Here is a 20,807-nt window from a genome sequence, read left to right on the forward strand (position 1 = left end):
GCCGCCTTGTGAACCTGCAGACCGACATTGACCTTCAGCCCTACAACACCCTGGCCGTACCGGCCAGGGGAGCGTATTACGCGGAAGTCACCGAGCGCGAGCAACTGCCAGAGCTGTTGCGGTTCGCCCGGGATGAAGCGCTGCCGTTGTTGGTGCTTGGAGGCGGTAGCAATATCGTACTTGAACGGGATTTTCCCGGTCTGGTGCTGCATATTCGGTTGACCGGAAAGACCTTGTTGACTGAAGACCGTCACCACTATTGGCTTAAAGTCGCGGCGGGCGAGAACTGGCATGAGCTGGTGCAGTTTACCTTGGAACACGGGTACTGGGGGCTTGAGAACCTGTCACTGATTCCCGGCTCTGTGGGCGCCGCGCCGATTCAGAATATCGGGGCTTACGGAGTGGAACTCAAAGATGTGTTTGAGCGGCTTGAGGCCGTTGACGTTGCCTCTGGCGAGCTTGTTGAGTTCAACGCAGATGAGTGTGCCTTTGGTTATCGCGACAGTCTGTTCAAACGAGGTGGCCGGGATCGCTACATTATCGTCTCGGTAACGCTGCGGCTATTGCGCCAGCCTCATCTGAAAGTCACGTATCCTTCTCTGCGCGAGGCCTTGCAGTCCATCCCGGTTGAAGCCCTAACCCCTAAGGATGTCGGCCGCGCGGTGTGTACCGTTCGACAGAGCAAGTTGCCGGATCCGATGACGATTCCCAACGTGGGCAGTTTTTTTAAGAACCCGCTGGTCGGGCTTGACCAGTTTATGGAATTGCAGATGCGTCATCCCGGGCTGGTGTCTTATCCGATAGACGCACGGCATGTAAAGCTCGCAGCGGGATGGTTGATTGAGCGCGCAGGTTGGAAAGGTGTTCAGCGCGGATCGGTGGCCGTTCACTCGGAGCAGGCGCTGGTGCTGACCAACCCGGGGCGTGCCTCAGGTGCGGAGGTGTTGGCGTTGGCCGAGGAAATCCGGCACTCCATCGCCGCAGAATACGGTGTGGATCTGGAAGCGGAGCCGCGGGTTTATCCCTAGTGTCGGGTTTTGGGTTCGGCCTCTAGTACAGTTCCACGACCACCCGGAATCCAACGGTGCCGTCACGGTATTCCGCAGGTTGACCGGTGCGGTGATGAGAGGCGATGTCGCCGACCGAGTCGGCCAGTGAGCCACCCCTGACGCTTCGCTCGGGACAGTTCTCGGCTACCAGTGGATCGCCGTCCAGAGGTATCTCCAACAGGTGGTTGCGGTAGCAGTCCTGGGTCCACTCGGCGACGTTGCCCGCGGTGTCGTGCAACCCGAAAGCGTTCGCGGGATAGGAGCCGACAGGGGCGCTTTTACTGAAAAACAGACCGGCGTATTCGCTGTTGCAGCCACGACGGCAGTTGGCTAATCCTTCCGCGTCCGTGCCGGCCTCACCCCACCAGAAAGTGGTTTGCGTCCCGGCACGCGCGGCGTACTCCCATTCGGACTCGCTCGGTAAGCGGTAGCGCTTTCCGGTGACGTCGCTCAGCCATTGCACGTAGGCCTGCGCTTCGTTCCAACTGACGTTGATCACCGGCCGGTTGTCCCGCCCCCAGTTATTGTCATCGGGCAGAGCGTGCCCGGTGGCTTCGACGAATTTGGTAAAATCCGCGAAGGTGATTTCGAATCGGCTGATTGCAAAGGCGGTGGGAATGCGGATGGAGCGTTCCGGCATGCTGCGACTGTCCAGTTTGCTGCCCATGGTGTAGCGCCCGGCGGGCACGATGATCATTTCAGGACCCTGGCCGCCGCTGCTCAGCTCGTTAAAAAAATTCGCGCCGGCCACCGGTGTTTTGCGAAGACGCACGTCGAGCTTAACGGCCTCGTCTTCTATTTCAATCCATTGGGTCTCCGTGTCGTAGCCATCGTAACTGGTTTCAATGTGGTAGCGGCCCGGTAATAGCGGAATACCCGGGTAGTACCGCTCCACAATATTGAGGATACGCACGCGGGCGTTCTCAGGCACGGGTTCGACCCGGAGTTCGTAGCGCGGTGGCGCGGCCGTGGGTGTCTCGGTGCTGGGCTCGTCAGTGGGCAGCCCGACAGAGGTCATCGGGAGCTGTGTATTTTCGGTCTCCGTCGTCGGCTCCAGCTTAAGCACCAGTGGCGTGGTGGGCACCGCGCTTGCCCGGCTCGACGGCGCGGGGCGGGAAGGTTGAGCGACGGACGGAACCAGCAAATTGGCGGTGGCCATGGCTGTGTCCGCGACCGGGGCGGGCAGGAACCGTTCGCCGGGCAGCTCCCATTGACTCAGTGCCAGGCTGAACGCGCCCCAGATGATCAATACCATCAACCCCAATGTCAGCGCCCGGGAGATCAGCCGACCCCGGCTGAAGGAGTGGTAATGCGCGGCCTGCTGCACTTGGGTGGACACCACGGTGGTGTGTTCCCGGGCTTTGGGCATAGGGCCCTTGATTTCCGTGACCCGAATTCTCGGGTGGCGGTACAACCCCCGCCGTGGAGTCCAGCGCAGGGAGAAGACAGCGTTCCCATAGCTTCTCAGTTGCTCCTGTAGCGCACCGATGCTGGTGGACAGCAGGGCACGAACCAGAGACAGCAGCTGCACCCGGGTGGAATGGGCGCTGGTGATGTAGGTCTGGGGTAACCCGGCGGGACCCTCGAGGTTGTCGATGGCCGTTATCAGGTCCCGGCCGCGTTGAAAACGGTTGTCCGGCTCCTTGGCGAGCAGATGGTTCAGGATTTTCTGGTAAGCCTGGTACTGGGGCGGCAGTTTGGGGATGGGGGCGGTCAGATGCTTGATGGCAATGGCGACGGCTTCGTCCGCCTGGTAGGGCACCTGTCCGGTGAGCATTTCAAAGAACACCACCCCAAGGCTGTAGATGTCTGCCCGCCCGTCCACGGGTTTGCCTCGCGTCTGCTCGGGGCTCATGTAGTGGGGCGTGCCTACGACGGTTCCGGCGTTGGTCATGCGCGAGGCGCTGCTGACCGTTTTGGCTACGCCGAAGTCAGACAGAACCGCTGAGTTGTCCTCCCGAAACAGAATGTTTTCCGGTTTGATGTCCCGGTGGATGTAACCTTTCTCATGCGCATGATCCAGAGCGCCGGCGATTTCCCGGGTGATTCGCAGCACTTCCTGAGTGCTCAGGCCCGTGGCCATTTTCTCGTGAATGGACCCGCCGGAGAGGTAGTCCATGGCGATGTAGTTCAGGTTCTTGTAGCGACCGATGTCGTAGATGGAGACGATGTTCGGGTGAGACAGCTGCCCGACGATATTGGCCTCGCGCTGGAAACGTTCGCTGAACACCGGGTCGCCGTTGAGCGCCGGCGACATCACCTTCAGGGCAACTTCGCGTCCGACACTCAACTGAATCGCCAGATAGACGCTCGACATGCCTCCCTGGTTGATTTTGCGAATGATCCGGTAGCCGGGAATATGCATCAGCGGGCCACCCAGTAGAGCACGAGTGCCAGAGAGAGCAGGGCGGCGCCGTACAGGGTGAGGTCCGGACCCCGCTTGCCGGTGATATGAGGCACCCATTGCCAGAGTGTGGTCCAGCGGGAGCGTCTGTTCAGGGGCGACTGGACCAACTGAAGGGTGATGTTGTCCCGCCCGCCGGCGTCCAGCGCCGCGCGCATCAACTTGTTCACCGCGGCGCGGGGGTGGCGACTGCGGTAGAGCAGTCGCGCCAGGTCTTCATCGTCCAACTCATCGGTCAAACCGTCGCTGCACAACAGAATCCATTGGTCCCGCTGCCACTGGCCGCGCACCGAATCCACTTTGACGTTCTGCAGTTCGTGGGAGCCGAGACACTGGGTAATGATGTTCTTGTCCGGATGCCGCTCCACTTCGTCCTCGCCGATGGCACCGGAGGCGAGCAGCATCTGTACGTAGGAGTGATCGGTGGTCAGCCGTTCCAGTCGGCCGCCGTCGTCGGTGTGGGTCCACAGGTAGGCGCGGCTGTCCCCGACCCAGGCGACTTCGTATTCGTCTCCCTCGCTGTGCAGGGCCACGATGGTGGAGCCCATGCCGGGGGCGCCCTTGCCCCGGGCGGCGGCTTCCAGTACCGCCCGGTGAGAGGATTGAATGGCCTGGGTCAGGTTCTTGTTACGTTCATCCAACAGGGTGTCGCGAACAATGGCACTGGCCACCTCCCCGGCGTCGTGGCCACCCATGCCATCGGCCACCAGCCACAGTCCGCGTTCGGGCAGACTGAGGAAAGTGTCCTCGTTGTTTTCGCGCTTATGTCCCGCATTGGTCGCCGCGCTGTAAGCCAGGGTGGAATAGGGCATAGTAAATCCGTTGTGCCTGTCGTCGGGTGCCCGGGAATGCTAAAACACTTTGCCGCCGAAAACTACATACTGGGTCTCGGCCCGGGTGTCGGATTACAACTCCCTGATGTCCAGACCCAGAGACTCCAGCACCTTGCGTTCACCACTATGGCTGACCACGGCGGTGCTGGCGCGTTCCGGTCTCAGGTAATCATTGGCCACCCGCTGGATATCCGCAAGTGTGACGCCCAAAACCCGGTTGCGGAAGGTTTCGCGCTTTTTCCGGGTGCGCCCGAACAGCTCGGCCTGGTAGGTCTGACGCGCTTCGCCAGCCGGCGAGGCCGGTTTGTCCAGGCTGCTCATCACGCCCAGAATGGCTTCCTCCAATGGCTGCCACTCGTGCTCGCTGGAGAGCAGCCAGTCCACGGCGGCCTCGAAGTCTTTGAGAGTGTCGGCCAGGCGTGGGTCCCGGTAGGAGAAGAACCGAAACGCCGCAATGTTGTTTTCCTGACTGGCACCGCCGCCATAGGCGCCGCCCTGTTCGCGAATGGTCCGGTGCAGATAACCGTTGCGCAGGAAGCCGGCAAGGACGGTCAGTGCGGCCGCATCCGGGTGCTCCGAGGGTACGGTGGGATAGGCCTGGGCACAGAAGTTGACCTGGGTGTTGGTGAGCCAGCCCTCGCGCACGGTTTCCTGGACGGCGGCCAGCCCGAAGGCCTGAAAGTCGGGCCCGGCCGGCTCGGCGGGCCAGTGGTGCTGAAGCGTCTCGCGCAGTGGGTCCAGCTCGTGGGGCTCGCCCACCAAAAGAAACTCTCGCGGTGCCGCCTGAATACGCGCGTGCAGGTTGCCCAGGCGTGCGGCGTAGGCTTTGAGGGCCTCGGGATCTTTCAGCTCTTGGTCCAACCGTTTGAGGTGAGCAATGCCCTCCAGCCCGCCGAGTCTGTGGGTCAACCGGGCCGAGGGCGCCATGCCGGCGCCGGCCGCGAGCATGGCCAGGCTGTGGCCACTGCCGGTAATGCTCTGTTCTCGCCGCGCCCGCATCTGGGAGACCAACTCCTTCAGGCGGTTGAGTTCGTCAAAGCGGGGTTCGGTCAAGGTCGCGCGCAGCAGCTCGTTCATGGCGCCGGTGTTACGGTTGAGCGCCTTGCTGCCCAGAGAGAAGTAGGCATCGATGTTCTGTACGTCATCGGTCGCGCCCCGCACCGTGGCCGATGCGGTGATTCCCCCAACGGCGCTGGCCTGCCAGCGCTGGGCTTCGAGATAATCCCGCCCGTCGATGCCGACCTCGGTGAGAGCGTTGCAGTACAGCGGCAGCAGAGGCTGTTCCTCTTCATCGAGAGCGGGCAACTTGCATGTGATCTGCTGGTACACCAGGCCGTTGGTGCCGGCACCGTAGCGGCGCAGGGGCGCGCTGGCGGGGTTGCGATCATCGAGCGGTTCGCGGCTGCCTTCGACATAGCTCATGGTCTTGGGAATATCATCCAGCCCCACTTTGGGTAAAATGCTGTCGTCGTCCTTCGCTTCTTGGCGTTCCTGGAGGGCTTTGGCCCGCTCGACAATGCGTTGGCGATCGTCGTCGGTCAGTTGGCTTTCAATGGTTCTCAGGCGCTGTTGTTCGGCCTCCTGGGCGTGTTTGCTGAACAGACTGTCGGGGCGCAGGGTCAGGCGCAGGCGGTGGGGGTTCTCCAGCAGCCACTGCCGCACCAGGCGTGGGATGAAGTCCGGATCCTTGACCTTTTCGCGAAGTTTGACCAGAGCGGTGTCCAGATCGAGCAGGGCGATGGGGTCGGCCCGGTGCGTGGCGGCGGGCAGGCAATTCATGATCAGTTGCAGGCCGTAGGGGAAACCGTCACCACCGACTTCGCGTTGCTGCAGCTCCAACTGGTGCAAGGCGCTGTCCAGAAGTTCCTGCGGGACGCCTTCGTCGGCTACTTTCTGAAGGGTGTCCAGAATCAGTTTTTCGACGGCGGGAACACTCTCCAACTGACAGCCTTCCAGGCCGCAGCCAAAAGCCAGCTCGTACTGGGAATCGTCCATCCCGCACAGGGGCGAGGGGGCTTGACCGAGTTCGGAGGTTTCAAGGGCGTGCAGCAGGGGGGAGGCGCTGTTGTCCAGCAGCACGGAGGTCAGCAACTGGGTTTCCAGGGTCTGGTCCAGGTCGGTGATGTTGCCCAGCAGCCAGCCCATGACCACGTGGGTTTTGTGGCTCGGGTCTTCCCCTTCTTCCAGGGCGTAGGCTTCTTCCACCCGAATGGGCGCGTGGTAGCGCTTCTCTTCGCCCACGGCGATCACTTCATCCAGTCGCTCGAAGCGGTGCAGGGCCTTTTCTTCAAAGGTGCGTTGGTGCTCAACCGCGGGGATGTCGCCGTAGGTCATGAAGATGGCGTTGCTCGGATGGTAGTGCGTCCGATAGAAATCCAGAAGCTGCTCGTAGGTGAGATCCGGAATATGCTCCGGGTCCCCACCGCTGTTGTGGTGGTAGGTCGTGGTCGGGTAAAGGTACCGGCACAGGGACTGCCACAGTTGCGCCGGAACCGAACTCATGGCCCCTTTCATTTCATTGAACACCACCCCCTTGTAGGTCAGGGGCGATTGGGGGTTGTCCGGTTCCTTGAACTCCAGGCGGTGACCTTCCTGGGCGAAGTCCAGCTCATCGAGCTTTGAGAAGAACACCGCATCGAGGTAAACGTCCAGCAGGTTGTCGAAGTCCTTGCGGTTCTGGCTGGCGAAAGGGTAGGCGGTCCAGTCCGGGCTGGTGAAGGCGTTCATGAAGGTGTTGAGAGAACGCCGGATCATCATGAAAAACGGGTCGCGCACCGGGTACTTTTCGCTGCCGCACAGTGCGGTGTGCTCCAGTATATGGGCCACCCCACGGGAGTCTTCGGGCACGGTACGCAGCGCCACCAGGAACACATTTTCCGGGTTGTCGCTGGCCAGATGAATGTGTTGGGCGCCGGTTTTCTTATGGCGATACTCTTCTACCCGCAGGTTCAGGGCGTCAATGGTCTGGTTGCGCAAATGCTCGAAGGCGGGATGGCTTTGGTCGCTCATAGAAATCTCAGTACCTGTTTCGTTGTTCGTTTCGGTTTCGCGAATTTCAGTGGTCTTGCATTGTGTCGCTGTTTGGTGAGGGGGCTCACGGCTGGCTCGGCCGGAACGCCAGATGCTGCTCGTTAAAGCCGTCAAAGGCCTCCAGCAAGGCACTATACGCTACGCGCCCGCCCTCCAGGTGCGCCAGAGCGTAACAGCTCGCTTCCAGCGTGGAAAGTTGCCCCGGCTTGCGGGCCCGGCGAATCCGATAGCGCGAGGCGGGGGTATCGGTCAGCGCCAGTCGGGGCAGCCTCTGGAGTAACGGATTCAGGTAGAGCATCTTCCGGCTTTTGCGCCAGGTGCCATCCAACACAATCAACTGCCATTGCCTGGGGGCCGTCGCCGATTCAGTGTCGAGCCCGGGAGCGGGCAGATCGTCGGTGTCGGGGTACAGCAGTAGCGGTTGCCGGTTCGGGTCGAGCAGGGCCTGCAGCTCGTGCTCCGGCCACTGTTCCCCCACGTGGGTTTCGCACCGGGCGAGACTCAGGGACAACAGGCCCGCGCTGTTTTTGGCCTGTGAGACCTCGGAGGGGTGTTGCAGAATGAGCAGCGCCGCTTCGTTCGGGGTGGGTCGAATCCACTGGCACAGACAGGCTCTCACCGGCCGTTGGCAACGGGGGCAGAGGGCACGACTCATGGCGTGGTCTCGTCCGGTGTTTTGGGGGCCGGTGCGGTGGCAATCAACTGCTCCTTCGCCCGACGGCTCAGTTGTTTGATGGCGTACTCTCGCCGGCTGGCGCTGCTCCGGTCCGGGTGGGACTCCAGGTAACACAGTTGCTCCGGGCGCCGTCCGCGAAAATAACGGGCGCCCCTGGGCCCTTGGGTGTGCTCGCGCCACCGGCGTTCGATATCGGTGGTGATGCCGGTATAGAACCGACCGTCATCCCCCAGAATGATATAAACCTGCCAAGGGTCGGCCATCAACGACTCCGGCCCATTATTGATCGCGGTAAAGGGGTTGTAGCCCTGCGTCCGGTCGACGCTTTTGCCGATGACCGGCCCGGCTTTGATTCAGCGCCTTTACCAGGGCATCGGCATCGAAATCCGTAGTCGCGGTGTCGCGGAAGAGCAGGGCGTCCAGCTCCTGAATGCGAGCCCGGGCCACATCGTCCTCCAGCCGCTCGGCCAGATCGGTGAGACCGCGCGGAGGCACCTCCGGCCAGACGGCTGCTCCCCAGTCCAGTAACGCGCGACGCAATGCATGCAGGTCGTTGCCTGCCGCCGCCCGTTTGACCGACTGCCAGGCTCGACCGCGCGCGATCCGCGCCTGATCCCGCTCCTGCTGGTCCAGGGTTTCCCACGCGGCCAACTGGCGCTTGAGCTGCCACACGGTCAACGCAAACCAGCTGCAAAGGCACAGCAGCACAAACGCCGCGCCGGCAAACACCCACGTCAACCAGTCGGGGCCTGCGGGCGCCGGGGGCGGTGCACTGACAGGTTGAGTGGCTGAGCCTTCCTGTGGGTTTGAGGCAGACGCCTGGGGGGAGGGTGCCGCCCCGGGGATGGCCGTAACCTGAATCGTGGTGGCGGGCAGCGTGGCGGTTTTCAACGTATCCTCCTCGGTATCCCACCACTGGAGCCTCACTGGGGGCAGATCAATACGACCGCTTTGATTGGGCACCATCGCCACCGTCAGCGTACTGGTCCCATGAACACCCTGCTGATCAATCTGCTCCTCAGTCTGAGGGCGGTCTGGATAGAAGGTGACGCCGGGGGTGTTCTCCAATACCAGACTGGGCAACTGAGCGGCGGTGAGCCCTTCGGCCTCCAGCGTAATACGACGAGTCACCGGTTCGCCCTGGCGCAACGTTTGCGGGTCGGCGCTCCAGTGCTGAGAAAGCTCAACGTTCTTCGCAGGCAGCCAGGTGTCCCCGGAAAACGAGTCAGGAATCGGCTCGACGGTAATCGTCGTCTCCTCAGAGCGAACCCGGCGGCGCGTACTGCGCCCCCAAAAATCTCGCTGGCCACGACTCACCGCCAGATCGTAAACCACCGGCGGAATCACCAGCTCGCCGCTGCTCTGGGGGAAAAGCGCGAAAGTACTTTCCAGAACAATGTGTTTGCGTCCGTCAATCTCGGTAATGTAATTCTCCTCATTCACCGCCTTGACCACCGCATCACCCAGCTCCAGGGGTTGAAGCTCCGCCCCGTCCAGATTCACCCGGCTATACAACTTGACCGTGAGCAACACCTGCTCCTGCACATGCACCCGCTCCTTGTTGACTTCCGTTTCCATAAAAATATCCTGCCCCGATCCATCTGGCGATTGCTGCGGCTCCTGCACCGTCACCTCAATTGGCTCGGTCACCATCCCGTCCAACTCCAACCCGGGAATCACCAGCAACCCCGTCCGCTTGGGCGCCAGGGTCAAACGCCACTCCGTCAGCCCCTGCATATCCCCATTCACAATCCGCATCTGATGACTGCGCTGATTCCCCAAAATATCGAAATTCTCCCGCAACGACTCAAAGTCCGGCCCTCCGGAGACATTTCGTCCACTTTGCCGCACCGTCAGCGTCAAGGTGTCGTTAATACTCACCGTCCGCCGATCCACCTCAGCCTCCAGCTCCTGAGCGTGCGCTACGCCACTGCTCAGAAACAGCGCCAACAGAAACAAACGTGTCAGATTCTTCAAAGTGCTCGTCATAATCGAGTTGCCATCCAAAATCTAAATGTGATGTCGTTATCTGGAGTACCGGACCTTCAGCGTGGCACTGAGGCTCGCCGCCAGGTATATCCCTCGGAGACTCTCTGACGCCTACATGGATGTAGGTGCTAGAGCGACGCAGGAGCCAAAGCCGCGGCATGGATGCCGATGAGAAGCCCCCATGGATGGGTTTACGGCGGGTCTCCGAAGGGGATACCTGCCGGTGAGCCGGACCCAAATGTTCGCTCTGATGTTCTTGCGGCGGAGCGCCGAGGGAAGTATCGGCCTCGGCCGGACCATGAAAAGACGACGGCGCTACCAACGCTCTTCAGTCCCTTCACCTTCCGTCTCCCCTCGCAACCGCTCCAACCGCCGCTGCTGACTCTGATACTCAAACTTGCGCCGCAACAACCCACCCGGATCATCCGGCACACGCCGCAACCACTGCTCCATCGACTGACGCTCCTCATCACTCACATCCCCCTCCTCAAGGCGAGCCCCCTGCGCCCGGGCATCCCCCTCCTGACCATCCTGAGCCTCTCCTTGAGCGCCCGCCGAACGGGAAGACTGCTGTTGCCCCTCAGACGCCTGCTGTCCGCTCTCACCCTGCGCCGAAGACGACTGTTGCTCACCGGACTGGCCTTCAGAGCCCTCTTCGCCGGAACGACTGCTCTGACTCTCGCCGCCTTGGTTTTGCCCCTGATTCTTCTGCCCCTGCTGATCCGACGGGTCCTGGGATTGCTGGCCTTGCGAACTGTCGGAGCCCTCACCCTGCTGGGACTGCTCCTGGTCGCTCTGATCGCCTTGCTTTTCGCCATCCTGCTGCTGTTGGTTTTGCTGTTTTTGTTGCTGTTTCTGCTCCAGCAAGCGTTGCACCAGCGCCTTATTGGCTTGGGCATCGCTCATATCCGGGGACTTCTCCAGCGCGGACTCATAAGCCTCAAGCGCAGCCTCCAGATCTCCGGCCCGGGCCATGGCATTCCCCCGATTGTAGTCCGCCCGTGCGCTGTCACTCTGAGCAAATGCCTCAGCGGCGGCTTTATAGTCCTCAGCGCGGTAGAGCGCCGAGCCTTTCCACTCCGGGTTTTCGAAACGCTCGGCCGCCTCTTTCGGCTGCTCTTGCGCCAGTGCCCGGGCCCCACGCTGGTCGGGGGTCAGCCAGGGCGCCAACCAGTCTTGCGCCTGGGCGGGCTGAGGTGCAAGCAGACCCAAAAGGGGCAGTGCGACCACAACGGCCAAAAGGCCGCGACGGAAGCTGAACAGGACAATGGGCAATAACAACAGCGCCAACCAATGTCCCCGGTCTTGCCAGACATCAAACTCCCGCTCCAGCTCACGCTCTTCACTTTTCACAAAGGCGGGAGTTTCCAATAACCATTCCACATCGTCGGCACTGGCATCAATGCGTTCATATCGTCCTCCGGTGCGACCGGCCAGCCGCTCTAACCGGTCTTGCTCCAGTTGAGCGACAACGATTTCGCCCTGACGATTGCGCACAAAGCCGCCGCGTTCGTTGGGTATGGGGGCCCCTTCGGCGGTGCCAACGCCCAGAACGGACAGCCTGAAATCCGTGCCTTCCAATTGGTCGAGCATCGAATTTACCGCCTTTTCCACCACTCCATCGGTGATCAGCAGAATCTGGCCTTCGGTAATACCGGCGTCTTCAAAAAGCTGCTTGGCCATGTCGATGGCCGCTTCGGGTCGGCTGCCGGGGGTAGGCATTATGTTCGGGTGCAGGGCGGTCAGCAGGCTGCGTATGGTGGCGGTGTCGTCGGTAAGCGGGGAGACGGCATGGGCATCCCCGGCGTAAGCAATCAGGCCGGTAAAACCCTCTTTGCGCTCGCGCAATACGTCGGCAATTTTCAGGCGCGCGCGTACCAGTCGAGACGGCGTCAGATCCTCCGCCAACATCGAGGGCGACAGATCCAGAATGATCATCAGTGCATTTTCTGCCCGGTGTACCGGCATGGGCCGCTTCTCCCAGGTGGGGCCCGCCAGGGCGAATACCCCGATGAGCCAGGCGACAAGCAGCCCCCATAAATATGAGTGACGCTTCTGACGACTGCCGGAGTCGACCAGGTGGCGCAGTAACTCCGGTGCAATCAACTGCCGCCACTGACGCGCCTGATGGCCCTGGCGCCACAGCAATAATGTCAGCAGTAGTGCGGGGAGCAGTGCCAGCAGCCAGAGGGGCCTAAGCCAGTGGAAGTCGTTCAACGCGCTCAGTAGGGCATCCATCAGGCAGTACCTCCCCGGTTGCTCAACCAACGGTCTCCGGCCATTAAAACGCTCAGCAAAAACGCGAACGCCAAAGGCCAGTGCGTCAGGCTCTGGGTGGGCCGATAGGTTTCCTCTTCGAATTCAATAGGCTCCAGGCGGTTCAGGGTTTCCTGCACCTGGTGCAGTTCCTCCAGACTGCGCGCGCGGAAGTAGCGACCCCCGGTCTGGGCGGCCACTTCGCGCAGCGTCTCTTCATCCAGATCCCGCGAAGGGTTGACCTGACGCTGACCAAAAATGGTCTGGGTGGTCATTCTCTCCGCGCCGAAGCCGATGGTGTAGATGGTGACATCATTCTGCTCGGCCAGATAGGCGGCTCGTTGCGGAGTCAGCTCGCCGGCGTTGTTGGCGCCGTCGGTCAGCAGAATCAGGACGCGGCTGGCCTCCGGGCGGTTGCGCAGGCGTTTCACGGACAGGCCAATGGCATCCCCGATGGCGGTCTTCTCACCGGCAAAGCCGATTTGGGCTTCCTGAAGCAGGGTGTAGACCGTCTGCCGGTCGTAGGTCAGTGGAGCCTGCAAGTAGGCACGGGTGCCAAACAGCACCAGCCCCAGGCGATCGCTTTTGCGTTCGCGCACAAACTCGCCCACCACCGCTTTGACGGCCTGAAGGCGGTTGATCGGTTGCCCCTGATACTGCATATCTTCAATTTCCATGCTGCCGGAGATGTCCACGGCCAGCAGCAGGTCTCGCCCGCTACTGGGCATGGCGATGGGTTCACCCACCCATTGGGGGTGGCTGGCGCCCGTCAGGGTGGCCCCCCAGATCAACCAAAGGGCGAGGGCCGTCAGCCAGCGACGTTCAGTGCCGACGGTGCGCTGCTCCTCCAGCTTTCTCAGGCGGCCGAAGAAGGGGACCCGCAGCGCGGTTTCCCGGCTCGGCTCCTCCGGCAGAAAAAGCGCCAACAACGGCAGGGGCAGCAGGAAAAACAACCAGGGCCAATCGAACTCAAGCATTGCCGACCTCCGCCATCAAATGGGGAAGGGTTTTGCGGTTGAGCGAGTGGCGTTTGATCCATCGGGCCGCCAGAGCGTCCAGGCTCGCCACATCCACAGCGGGGTTGGGTTGATAGGGGCCTTGGGCGAGCGCCGCTCCCGGGCCCTCGGTGAAGCCGTTGCCGACCGGTGCGCTGGCATCCAGGAAGCGGAGCCAGCGCTGACCGCCCAAGGTCGCGACGTCACTGTGACGGTTTGCCGGTAGGGCACTGAGGGCGGTCCGGCGCAATAGCTCGCTGACGGTCTGCAGATAAACGCGGCTCGCCGCGGCTGAGTCGTCGGCCTCGTCGCGGTAACGCTGATAGGCATGGCGCAGCACCGCCAACGCCTCCTGGCGGTAGCGTTGCCGGCGTCGGCGTGCCCGCCAACGCCAGACAATCAGCCCGAGGGCGATCAGCAGCAGGGCAATCAGCAGCCACCAGCCCCAGGCCAGCGGCCACCAGCCGACGGGTTCGGGTAGATGAATATCCTTCAGTTGTGCCAATGGGTCTTGCGGATTCACAGTCAGCCTCGCGGACGCCGGCGGGCGCCAAAGCGCTCACGCAACAGCGAATGAATATCGTCGTCAGTGGCATAGGACAGAAGCGGCAGCGACAGACGCTGGCAACGTTCGGTCAGGCGCGCCAGGTGTTGCTCGAAGTCTTCCCGGTAGGCCCGCTGGAAAGACCGGTCCTGGGCGGGAAGCTGTAACCGATCGCGACCGTCGCTTACGGTCAGGTTGTGGTTGCTCGCCAGTTCCCGCTCGAGCGGGTCGTAGACGTGCATCAGCGTGACATCAGTGTGTCGCGCCAGTTCGAACAGCTGCTGCTCGCAGCGGCGGTTGAAGTCGTGAAAATCGCTGATGATAAACACGGCACTGCCGGGTTTGGACACGCGTCGGGTATCCGAGAGGATGGTCTCCAGGCTGATGCCCCCCGGGCTCGGCAAGGGTGATTCCAACTCCCGATTGAAGTCGTGCATCTGGTGCAACAGCTCCAGAGCGGCGTGTTGGCTGCGCCGGGCCCGAATGTCCCGTTGCGCGTGATCGCCGAAGACCAGACCGCCAATGCGATCGCTCTGGTTGAGAGCGGCCCAGGCGATTGTCGCGCCGATGTGGGTGGTCAGCACCGATTTGAAGCAGGTGCGGCTGCCGAAAAACATGGAGGCGCGTTGATCCGCCACGACGAATACCGGTCTTTCGCGCTCCTCCCGAAAGACTTTGGTGTGGGGCACCTGAGTGCGGGCCGTAACCCGCCAGTCGATGGTGCGCACATCGTCGCCGGGTTGGTACAGCCTGACTTCCTCAAAATCCACGCCGCGCCCGCGCATGCGGGTGCGAACGCCACCCGTTAGCAGACTGCGGGCCGGGCGGCGGGCGAACAGTTTCAGATCCCGGGCGACAAACCGCAATCGAAGCAGATCCGCCAGCTCGCAGTAGGCGCCGCTGGGGGACAGGTTGCCGGGGCTCTTCGCGTGTCGGGTCGGACGTTGAGGCATCGCCATCAGGCCACCGGCACCACGTCCAACAGTCGATCGATGGCTCTCTCCCGACTGACGCCCGTCGCTTCCGCCTCGAAGCTCAGAATCAGACGGTGACGCAAGACATCGTGGGCGATGCCGCGGACGTCGTCCGGGCTGACATAGTCCCGGCCTTCGAGCCAGGCGTGGGCCCGGGCGCAACGGTCCAGGGCGATGGTGGCGCGGGGGCTGGCGCCGTACTCCAGCCACTGGGCCAATTCCTCGTCGTACTCTTCCGGGCGCCGGCTGGCATTGATCAACTGGATAATGTACTCCTCCACCGGTTCGGCCATGTGAATGGCCAGTACCGCCTGGCGCGCTTCAAACAGCGCTTCTTGGCTCACCTCAGCGGGTGCGGGTGTCTCCGCGTGGGCGGCCTCGGCCCGCGCCAACTTGAGAATACGGCGTTCGGCCTCAACGTTCGGGTAGTCAACCAGGACCTGCATCAGGAACCGGTCAAGCTGGGCTTCGGGAAGGGGGTAGGTGCCTTCCTGCTCGATCGGGTTCTGGGTCGCCATTACCATAAACAACGCCGGCAGGGGGTAGGTGGTACTGCCCACGCTCACTTGTCGTTCGGCCATGGCCTCCAGGAGTGCCGACTGGACTTTTGCCGGCGCGCGGTTGATTTCGTCACTTAAGACCAGATTATGAAAGATCGGGCCGGGCTGAAATTCGAACCGGTTTTGCTCGGGGCGGTAGATGTCCGTCCCGGTCACATCCGAGGGAAGCAAATCCGGAGTGAACTGAATGCGATGAAAATTGCCTTCAACAGCCTCGGACAGGGTTTTGATGGCCTTGGTTTTTGCCAACCCCGGCGCCCCTTCCACCAAGAGGTGGCCGTCGGCAAGAAGGGCAATCAGCATGCGTTGAACCAGATGCTCCTGACCGACAATTTGTTGATTGAGCCAGTGATTCAGGGTGTGTAACGCGTCGTAAGCCTGCATGAGTCCCCACTTATTGTTGCTTAAAATCTGATCAGGTGCGCGAGTAGCGCTGTGAGATTGTTCTAGACTCACCTTATTGGCGTCAGTTCCCCGCTTTTTCAAGCACTTGCGCTCGACAAGTCTACACCCAGAGACCAAACTGATAACTGGGTCGCCAACATCATATCCGCGAACCGTGAAAAGGAGGCTGAATGGATAGACGCTTGGTCGATGCCGAGGACAGAGAAGGACTGTTCTCCGACTTGGACGAATGGGCTGGAAAATCCGTGCCAGAGGCGGACTGGCCGCAGTGGCAAACGTTCAGCCGGGCTTTTTTTGCCCGCCTGCCTTTGAGTGAATGGGTGGGGCGCCCTCTGACCGATGTGTTCGGCGCGGTTTTCAGTGCCTGGCACTTGGTTCAACGTCACCAGCCGAGTAAACCGGTGGTGAAGCTGTTCAACCCCTCACTGGAAGAAGACGGCTGGCTCTGTCCTCACAGCGTATTGCTGGTGCAGCAACAGGATATGCCGTTTCTGGTGGACTCCATTCGGGTCGAGCTGAACCGTCGCAATATTGCCATCCACAGCATCAAGAGTACGGTGGTCAAAGTCGAGCGGGATGCGAAACATCGTCTGCGTCGACTCTGGCCGGCCAATAGCGTTGAGGTGGAAGAGGCACCGAAAGAGGCGCCGGCGGAAGCCATCATCTACATGGAAATTCGCCTGCACACGGATCCAAAGGTGCTCAAGCAGATCAGTCGCTCACTGCTGACGGTCATGGCTCAGGTTCGTACGGTGGTAGAGGACTATCAGCCGTTGATGCGGGTGACTGAAGCGGTCTCACAGCAGTTGGCGCGGGCGCGGGAAATGCCGCTAAACCAGAAAGTGGCCGAGAGCCAGCGCTTTTTGTCCTGGTTGCAGGATGACCATTTCACCTTCATGGGCTATACCGAGTACGACCTGGTGCAAGAGCGTGGCAGCCAGTGGCTCTGTGAGCGTGAAGACGCAAGGCTCGGGTTGTTCAAGCGCGACAATGCGGCGCCGGATCGCAAACCGGTCAATGACGACACTCCCGGTAGCCTGCAGTTTCATCTCTCGCCCAAGCTCATTGCTTTTTCCAAGGCGCCCGAGCGGTCCCGTGTGCATCGCCAGGCCTATTCGGACTACATCGTCATCAAACGGTTCGATGAAGATGGGCGCTTTTGTGGCGAGGCCCGTATTCTCGGGCTGTACACCTCCGCCGTGTACACGTTGAGCCCGTACGAAATTCCCTTGTTACAGGAAAAAGTTTCCGAAGTGTTTGATCGCTCGGGGCTGGACTCCAAAAGCCACGACGGCAAGGCCTTGCGGCAGATACTGGAAACCTTCCCGCGCGATGAGCTGTTCCAGAGCAGTACCAGCCAGCTCTATGAAATCGCCACCGGTGTGGCGGAGATCAACGAACGCTATCGAGTACGGCTTTTCATCCGGCCCGATTCCTTCGGAAAGTTTGTCAGCTGCCTGGTGTATGTGCCGAGGGACCTGTTCACCACGCGAATCCGCGTCAAGATTCAAACCTTGCTGGGCAAAGCCCTGGGTGCGGAAGAGGTCGAGTTCAACACCTATTTTTCTGAATCCATTCTGGCCCGGGTGCACCTGGTGTTCCGTATTGAGGGCGATGAGCACCCGCGCTATGACGTCAGCCACCTGGAAGCGCAAATCGTCGAAATTACGCGCTCCTGGGAAGATCAGCTGCTGGAAGCCTTGACCGAAGCCAAAGGCGAGGAGCGTGCTGTCAAACTCCTGGAAGAGTATCAGGAGGCGTTTCCGTCCGCCTATCGCGAACACTTTGATGCGCGAGTGGCGGTTCAGGATCTGGATTATATTCTGGGACTGGGGGGCAACGGCGATCTGGCGTTGAGTTTCTACCAGCCCTCTGAGAGTGCAAGCGGTGAGCTGCGCTTTAAAGTTTTTCGCCGCCACGCCCCTATTGAATTGTCAGATGTGATTCCGGTGCTGGAACACCTTGGCCTGAGAGTCATTGCCGAGCACCCGTACAAAGTGGTGTCTGCCGGGGGCGAAGAGACTCATCTACATAACTTCCAACTGACCTACGACGCACCTCAGCGGCTGGATATTGCTTCTGTGCGGAAAAATTTTCAGGAAGCCTTTGCTGCGGTATGGCGTGGCGATGCGGAAAGCGACGGGTTTAACCGGCTGGTGTTGGGGGCTCAATTGACCTGGCGGGAAGTCAGTGTCTTGCGCGCCCTGGCGGCTTATATGCATCAGACGCTATCCAATTTTACCGAAGGTTACATTGCCTCAGCGCTGGTGAATCATGCCAAAATCACTCGCGAACTGATGGCGTTGTTCAAGGCGCAATTCGACCCCAATACGGGCGCTAACAAAACGGAGCGGCACTTGTCCGCCCGCGACCGTATCATCCAAGCCCTGGACAAGGTGTCGAACCTCAATGAAGACCGCATCATCCGGCGCTACCTGGCGATTCTCGAAGGCTGTGTGCGCACCAACTATTTCCAGACCGATGCCAATGGAAAGCCGAAGCCGTATCTGTCATTGAAATTGATGCCGCGTCGGATCCCGGACATTCCCGAGCCGCGGCCATTGTATGAAATTTTTGTCTATTCCCCCCGTATGGAAGGGGTTCATCTGCGAGCGGGTAAAGTGGCCCGTGGTGGGCTTCGCTGGTCCGATCGTCTGCAGGACTACCGAACCGAAGTGTTGGGGTTGGTCAAAGCCCAACAGGTCAAGAACGCGGTGATCGTTCCCAACGGAGCAAAAGGGGGCTTCGTCTGCAAACGCCCGCCCAGCAGTGGGGATCGCCAGGCGCTGCAACAAGAAGCCATTCGCTGTTATCAGACGCTCATTCGCGGCATGCTCGACTTGACCGATAACCTGGTGGACGGCGACATTGCTCCCCCGAAAAACGTCCTCCGTCTTGATGAGGACGATCCCTACCTGGTGGTGGCGGCGGACAAAGGAACGGCCACGTTCTCCGACATCGCCAATGAGATATCAGCCGAGTATGGCCACTGGTTGGGCGACGCCTTTGCCTCCGGTGGCAGTCGCGGGTATGACCACAAGGCAATGGGTATTACCGCCCGAGGGGCCTGGGTGTCAGTGCAACGACACTTCAAGGAATTGGGAGTGGATATTCAGCACGACGATTTCACTGTAGTAGGTATCGGTGATATGGGGGGCGATGTTTTCGGCAACGGTATGTTGCTCTCTGAACACATTCAACTGGTAGCGGCGTTCAATCATCTCCACATCTTTATCGATCCCAATCCTGACGCGGCCAAGAGTTTTAAAGAGCGACAGCGTCTGTTTGATACACCGGGGCTCAGCTGGGCCGATTACGACTCGACCTTGATCAGCAAGGGAGGCGGCGTTTTCTCGCGCGATGCCAAATCGATCCGGTTGACACCGGAAATGAAATCCCGTTTCGGCATCGATGCGAAGGAATTGACTCCCACAGAGCTGATACACGAACTGCTGAAAGCGCCGGTGGACCTGCTCTGGAATGGGGGTATAGGGACTTATGTCAAAGCCAGCACGGAAAGCCACGCCCAGGTCGGGGACAAAGCGAACGACAATCTTCGCGTGGACGGCGGTGAACTGCGTTGCCGGGTCGTGGGCGAGGGCGGCAATCTGGGAATGACCCAGCGCGGGCGCATCGAATATGCGCTGAATGGCGGCGCCTGCAATTCTGATTTTATCGACAACGCCGCCGGCGTGGATTGCTCGGACCACGAAGTCAATATCAAAATTTTGCTCAACGACGTTCTGATTAACGGCGACTTGACCGAGAAGCAGCGCAACCAGCGACTGGAGTCGATGACCGAAGAGGTGGCAGCGCTGGTCCTGCATAATAATTACCGCCAGACTCAGGCCATCAGTGTAGCCTCCTCGGACGCGGTGCGCCGCGATGCCGAGTATCGTAGAGTGATGAACGTCTGGGAGAGCGAAGGCCGGCTCAACCGGAAGCTGGAGTTTCTGCCGGATGAAGAGGCACTGGCGGAGCGGCAGGCGCGGTCTCAGGGGTTGACTCGCCCCGAGCTGGCGGTGCTGATTTCCTACGCCAAAGTGATTTTGAAAAATGACCTTGCGCAAGCGCAACTGGCCGATGATCCCTACATCTCGAAGTTCGCGTTCCGGGCCTTCCCCACACCGTTGCAGAAGGATTTCCCGGAGTGGATTGAACAGCACCGGTTGCGCAGCGAGCTGGTCGCCACCCAGGTCGCCAACGACCTGGTGAACACCATGGGCCTGAGCTTCGCTCAACGTCTGCTCGACTCCACCGGTGTGAGTGCTGGCGATATGGCCAAAGCCTACGTGATCGCACGGGATATCTACCAGTTGGATAACACGTGGCGAGAACTCGAATCATTGGACTATCAGGTCCATGCCGATGTCCAGATGGGGCTGATGAAGGTTCTGATGCGGCGGGTGCGCCGGGCGTCGCGCTGGTTCCTGCGCAACCGTCGCAGTCATCTGGATCCGGCATCTGAAGTGGAGCAGTTCGCTCCGCTGGTGTGCAAAGTGATGGACGCGTTGCCGGATCATCTGAGCGGAACGGCGCTGAAGGATTGGGAGTCACAGATACACTATCTGACCCAGGCTGGTGTGCCCGAGAGCCTGCAGCGCCGCGTGGCGACACCGGGCCATCTGTATTCCGGGTTGAGTGTGGCTGAAGCGTCGCGGCACACCCAGTTACCCCTGATGAGTGTGCTGCGACTGTACCTCCAAATCAACGAACAGCTTCAACTACATGAGTTTGCGCGGCAGATTTCCGAGGCGGCCGTTGAAAACTACTGGCAAGCCATGGCTCGGGAGACGTACCTTGATGATCTGGAATCGCAGCTGAGGAATCTGACACTGGTGGTTTGTGCTCGGGTGGAGCACAAAGACGGTGTGGACGAGGCCGTTGCCCAATGGGTGGAATATCTCGGGCCTCACCTGGAGCGCTGGCGCAGCATGATGAATGAAGTACGGAACAGCAGCGGCAGTGACTACGCTATTTTTTCAGTGGCGTTGCGGGAGCTGTTGGACCTGGTCCAGATCACGCAGTACGGTGATCCATCTTCATAGAGCCCGAAATGTTCGGGTTCAAAACATTTGTGTTCAACGCAGTT

13 protein-coding genes are annotated in these 20,807 nt (G+C 60.7%); 2 read left to right on the top strand and 11 right to left on the bottom strand.

Annotated features, from left to right (window positions below; all coding sequences use genetic code 11):
* Window positions 1-8 precede the first annotated feature (8 nt).
* A complete protein-coding gene (murB, locus tag G547_RS0117575) occupies window positions 9-1,028 on the top strand; it encodes a UDP-N-acetylmuramate dehydrogenase (protein ID WP_027330952.1) in 1,020 nt (339 codons plus the stop codon).
* A 22-nt stretch (window positions 1,029-1,050) separates the two neighbouring features.
* Here murB and G547_RS0117580 read toward each other — a convergent pair whose 3' ends face one another.
* From G547_RS0117580 to G547_RS0117630, 11 genes are all read right to left on the bottom strand, one after another.
* A complete protein-coding gene (locus tag G547_RS0117580) occupies window positions 1,051-3,414 on the bottom strand; it encodes a bifunctional serine/threonine-protein kinase/formylglycine-generating enzyme family protein (RefSeq protein WP_036189283.1) in 2,364 nt (787 codons plus the stop codon).
* The gene (locus G547_RS0117585) at window positions 3,414-4,265 is read right to left on the bottom strand and encodes a PP2C family protein-serine/threonine phosphatase (protein WP_027330954.1); all 852 of its coding nucleotides are present in this window, start codon (window positions 4,263-4,265) and stop codon (window positions 3,414-3,416) included. The genes G547_RS0117580 and G547_RS0117585 overlap by 1 nt, the downstream gene beginning before the upstream one ends.
* Window positions 4,266-4,358: 93 nt before the next feature.
* Window positions 4,359-7,295: an insulinase family protein gene (locus G547_RS0117590; RefSeq protein ID WP_027330955.1), complete on the bottom strand. Its 2,937-nt coding sequence runs from the start codon at window positions 7,293-7,295 to the stop codon at window positions 4,359-4,361.
* Window positions 7,296-7,380: 85 nt separating this feature from the next.
* Complete coding sequence (locus G547_RS0117595; protein ID WP_027330956.1) at window positions 7,381-7,971, bottom strand: tRNA-uridine aminocarboxypropyltransferase; 591 nt, start codon at window positions 7,969-7,971, stop codon at window positions 7,381-7,383.
* Window positions 7,968-8,255 carry a GIY-YIG nuclease family protein gene (locus G547_RS0117600; RefSeq protein WP_036189286.1) on the bottom strand — a complete coding sequence of 96 codons (288 nt, stop codon included), beginning with the start codon at window positions 8,253-8,255 and terminating at the stop codon, window positions 7,968-7,970. The genes G547_RS0117595 and G547_RS0117600 overlap by 4 nt, the downstream gene beginning before the upstream one ends.
* A gap of 16 nt (window positions 8,256-8,271) precedes the next feature.
* Window positions 8,272-9,969 (bottom strand): BatD family protein, encoded by a 1,698-nt coding sequence (locus tag G547_RS22865; RefSeq protein ID WP_211224587.1) that lies wholly within the window; start codon window positions 9,967-9,969, stop codon window positions 8,272-8,274.
* Between the two features lie 327 nt (window positions 9,970-10,296).
* Entirely contained in the window at window positions 10,297-12,219 is a 1,923-nt protein-coding gene (locus G547_RS0117610) for a VWA domain-containing protein (RefSeq protein ID WP_027330959.1), read from the bottom strand.
* Window positions 12,219-13,214: a vWA domain-containing protein gene (locus G547_RS0117615; RefSeq protein WP_027330960.1), complete on the bottom strand. Its 996-nt coding sequence runs from the start codon at window positions 13,212-13,214 to the stop codon at window positions 12,219-12,221. The genes G547_RS0117610 and G547_RS0117615 overlap by 1 nt, the downstream gene beginning before the upstream one ends.
* Window positions 13,207-13,755, bottom strand: coding sequence for a DUF4381 domain-containing protein (locus G547_RS22130; protein WP_051235693.1), 549 nt, complete (start codon window positions 13,753-13,755; stop codon window positions 13,207-13,209). Before G547_RS22130 ends, G547_RS0117615 begins: the two co-directional genes overlap by 8 nt.
* Window positions 13,756-13,757: 2 nt before the next feature.
* Entirely contained in the window at window positions 13,758-14,735 is a 978-nt protein-coding gene (locus G547_RS0117625; protein ID WP_245573505.1) for a DUF58 domain-containing protein, read from the bottom strand.
* The gene (locus tag G547_RS0117630; protein ID WP_027330962.1) at window positions 14,735-15,694 is read right to left on the bottom strand and encodes an AAA family ATPase; all 960 of its coding nucleotides are present in this window, start codon (window positions 15,692-15,694) and stop codon (window positions 14,735-14,737) included. The genes G547_RS0117625 and G547_RS0117630 overlap by 1 nt, the downstream gene beginning before the upstream one ends.
* Before the next feature lie 191 nt (window positions 15,695-15,885).
* On the opposite strand from G547_RS0117630, the gene G547_RS0117635 reads away from it, so the two are divergent.
* Window positions 15,886-20,763: an NAD-glutamate dehydrogenase gene (locus tag G547_RS0117635; protein WP_027330963.1), complete on the top strand. Its 4,878-nt coding sequence runs from the start codon at window positions 15,886-15,888 to the stop codon at window positions 20,761-20,763.
* The last annotated feature ends 44 nt before the right edge of the window (window positions 20,764-20,807 follow it).

The organism is Marinimicrobium agarilyticum DSM 16975, from assembly GCF_000423345.1.
Lineage (GTDB): Bacteria > Pseudomonadota > Gammaproteobacteria > Pseudomonadales > Cellvibrionaceae > Marinimicrobium > Marinimicrobium agarilyticum.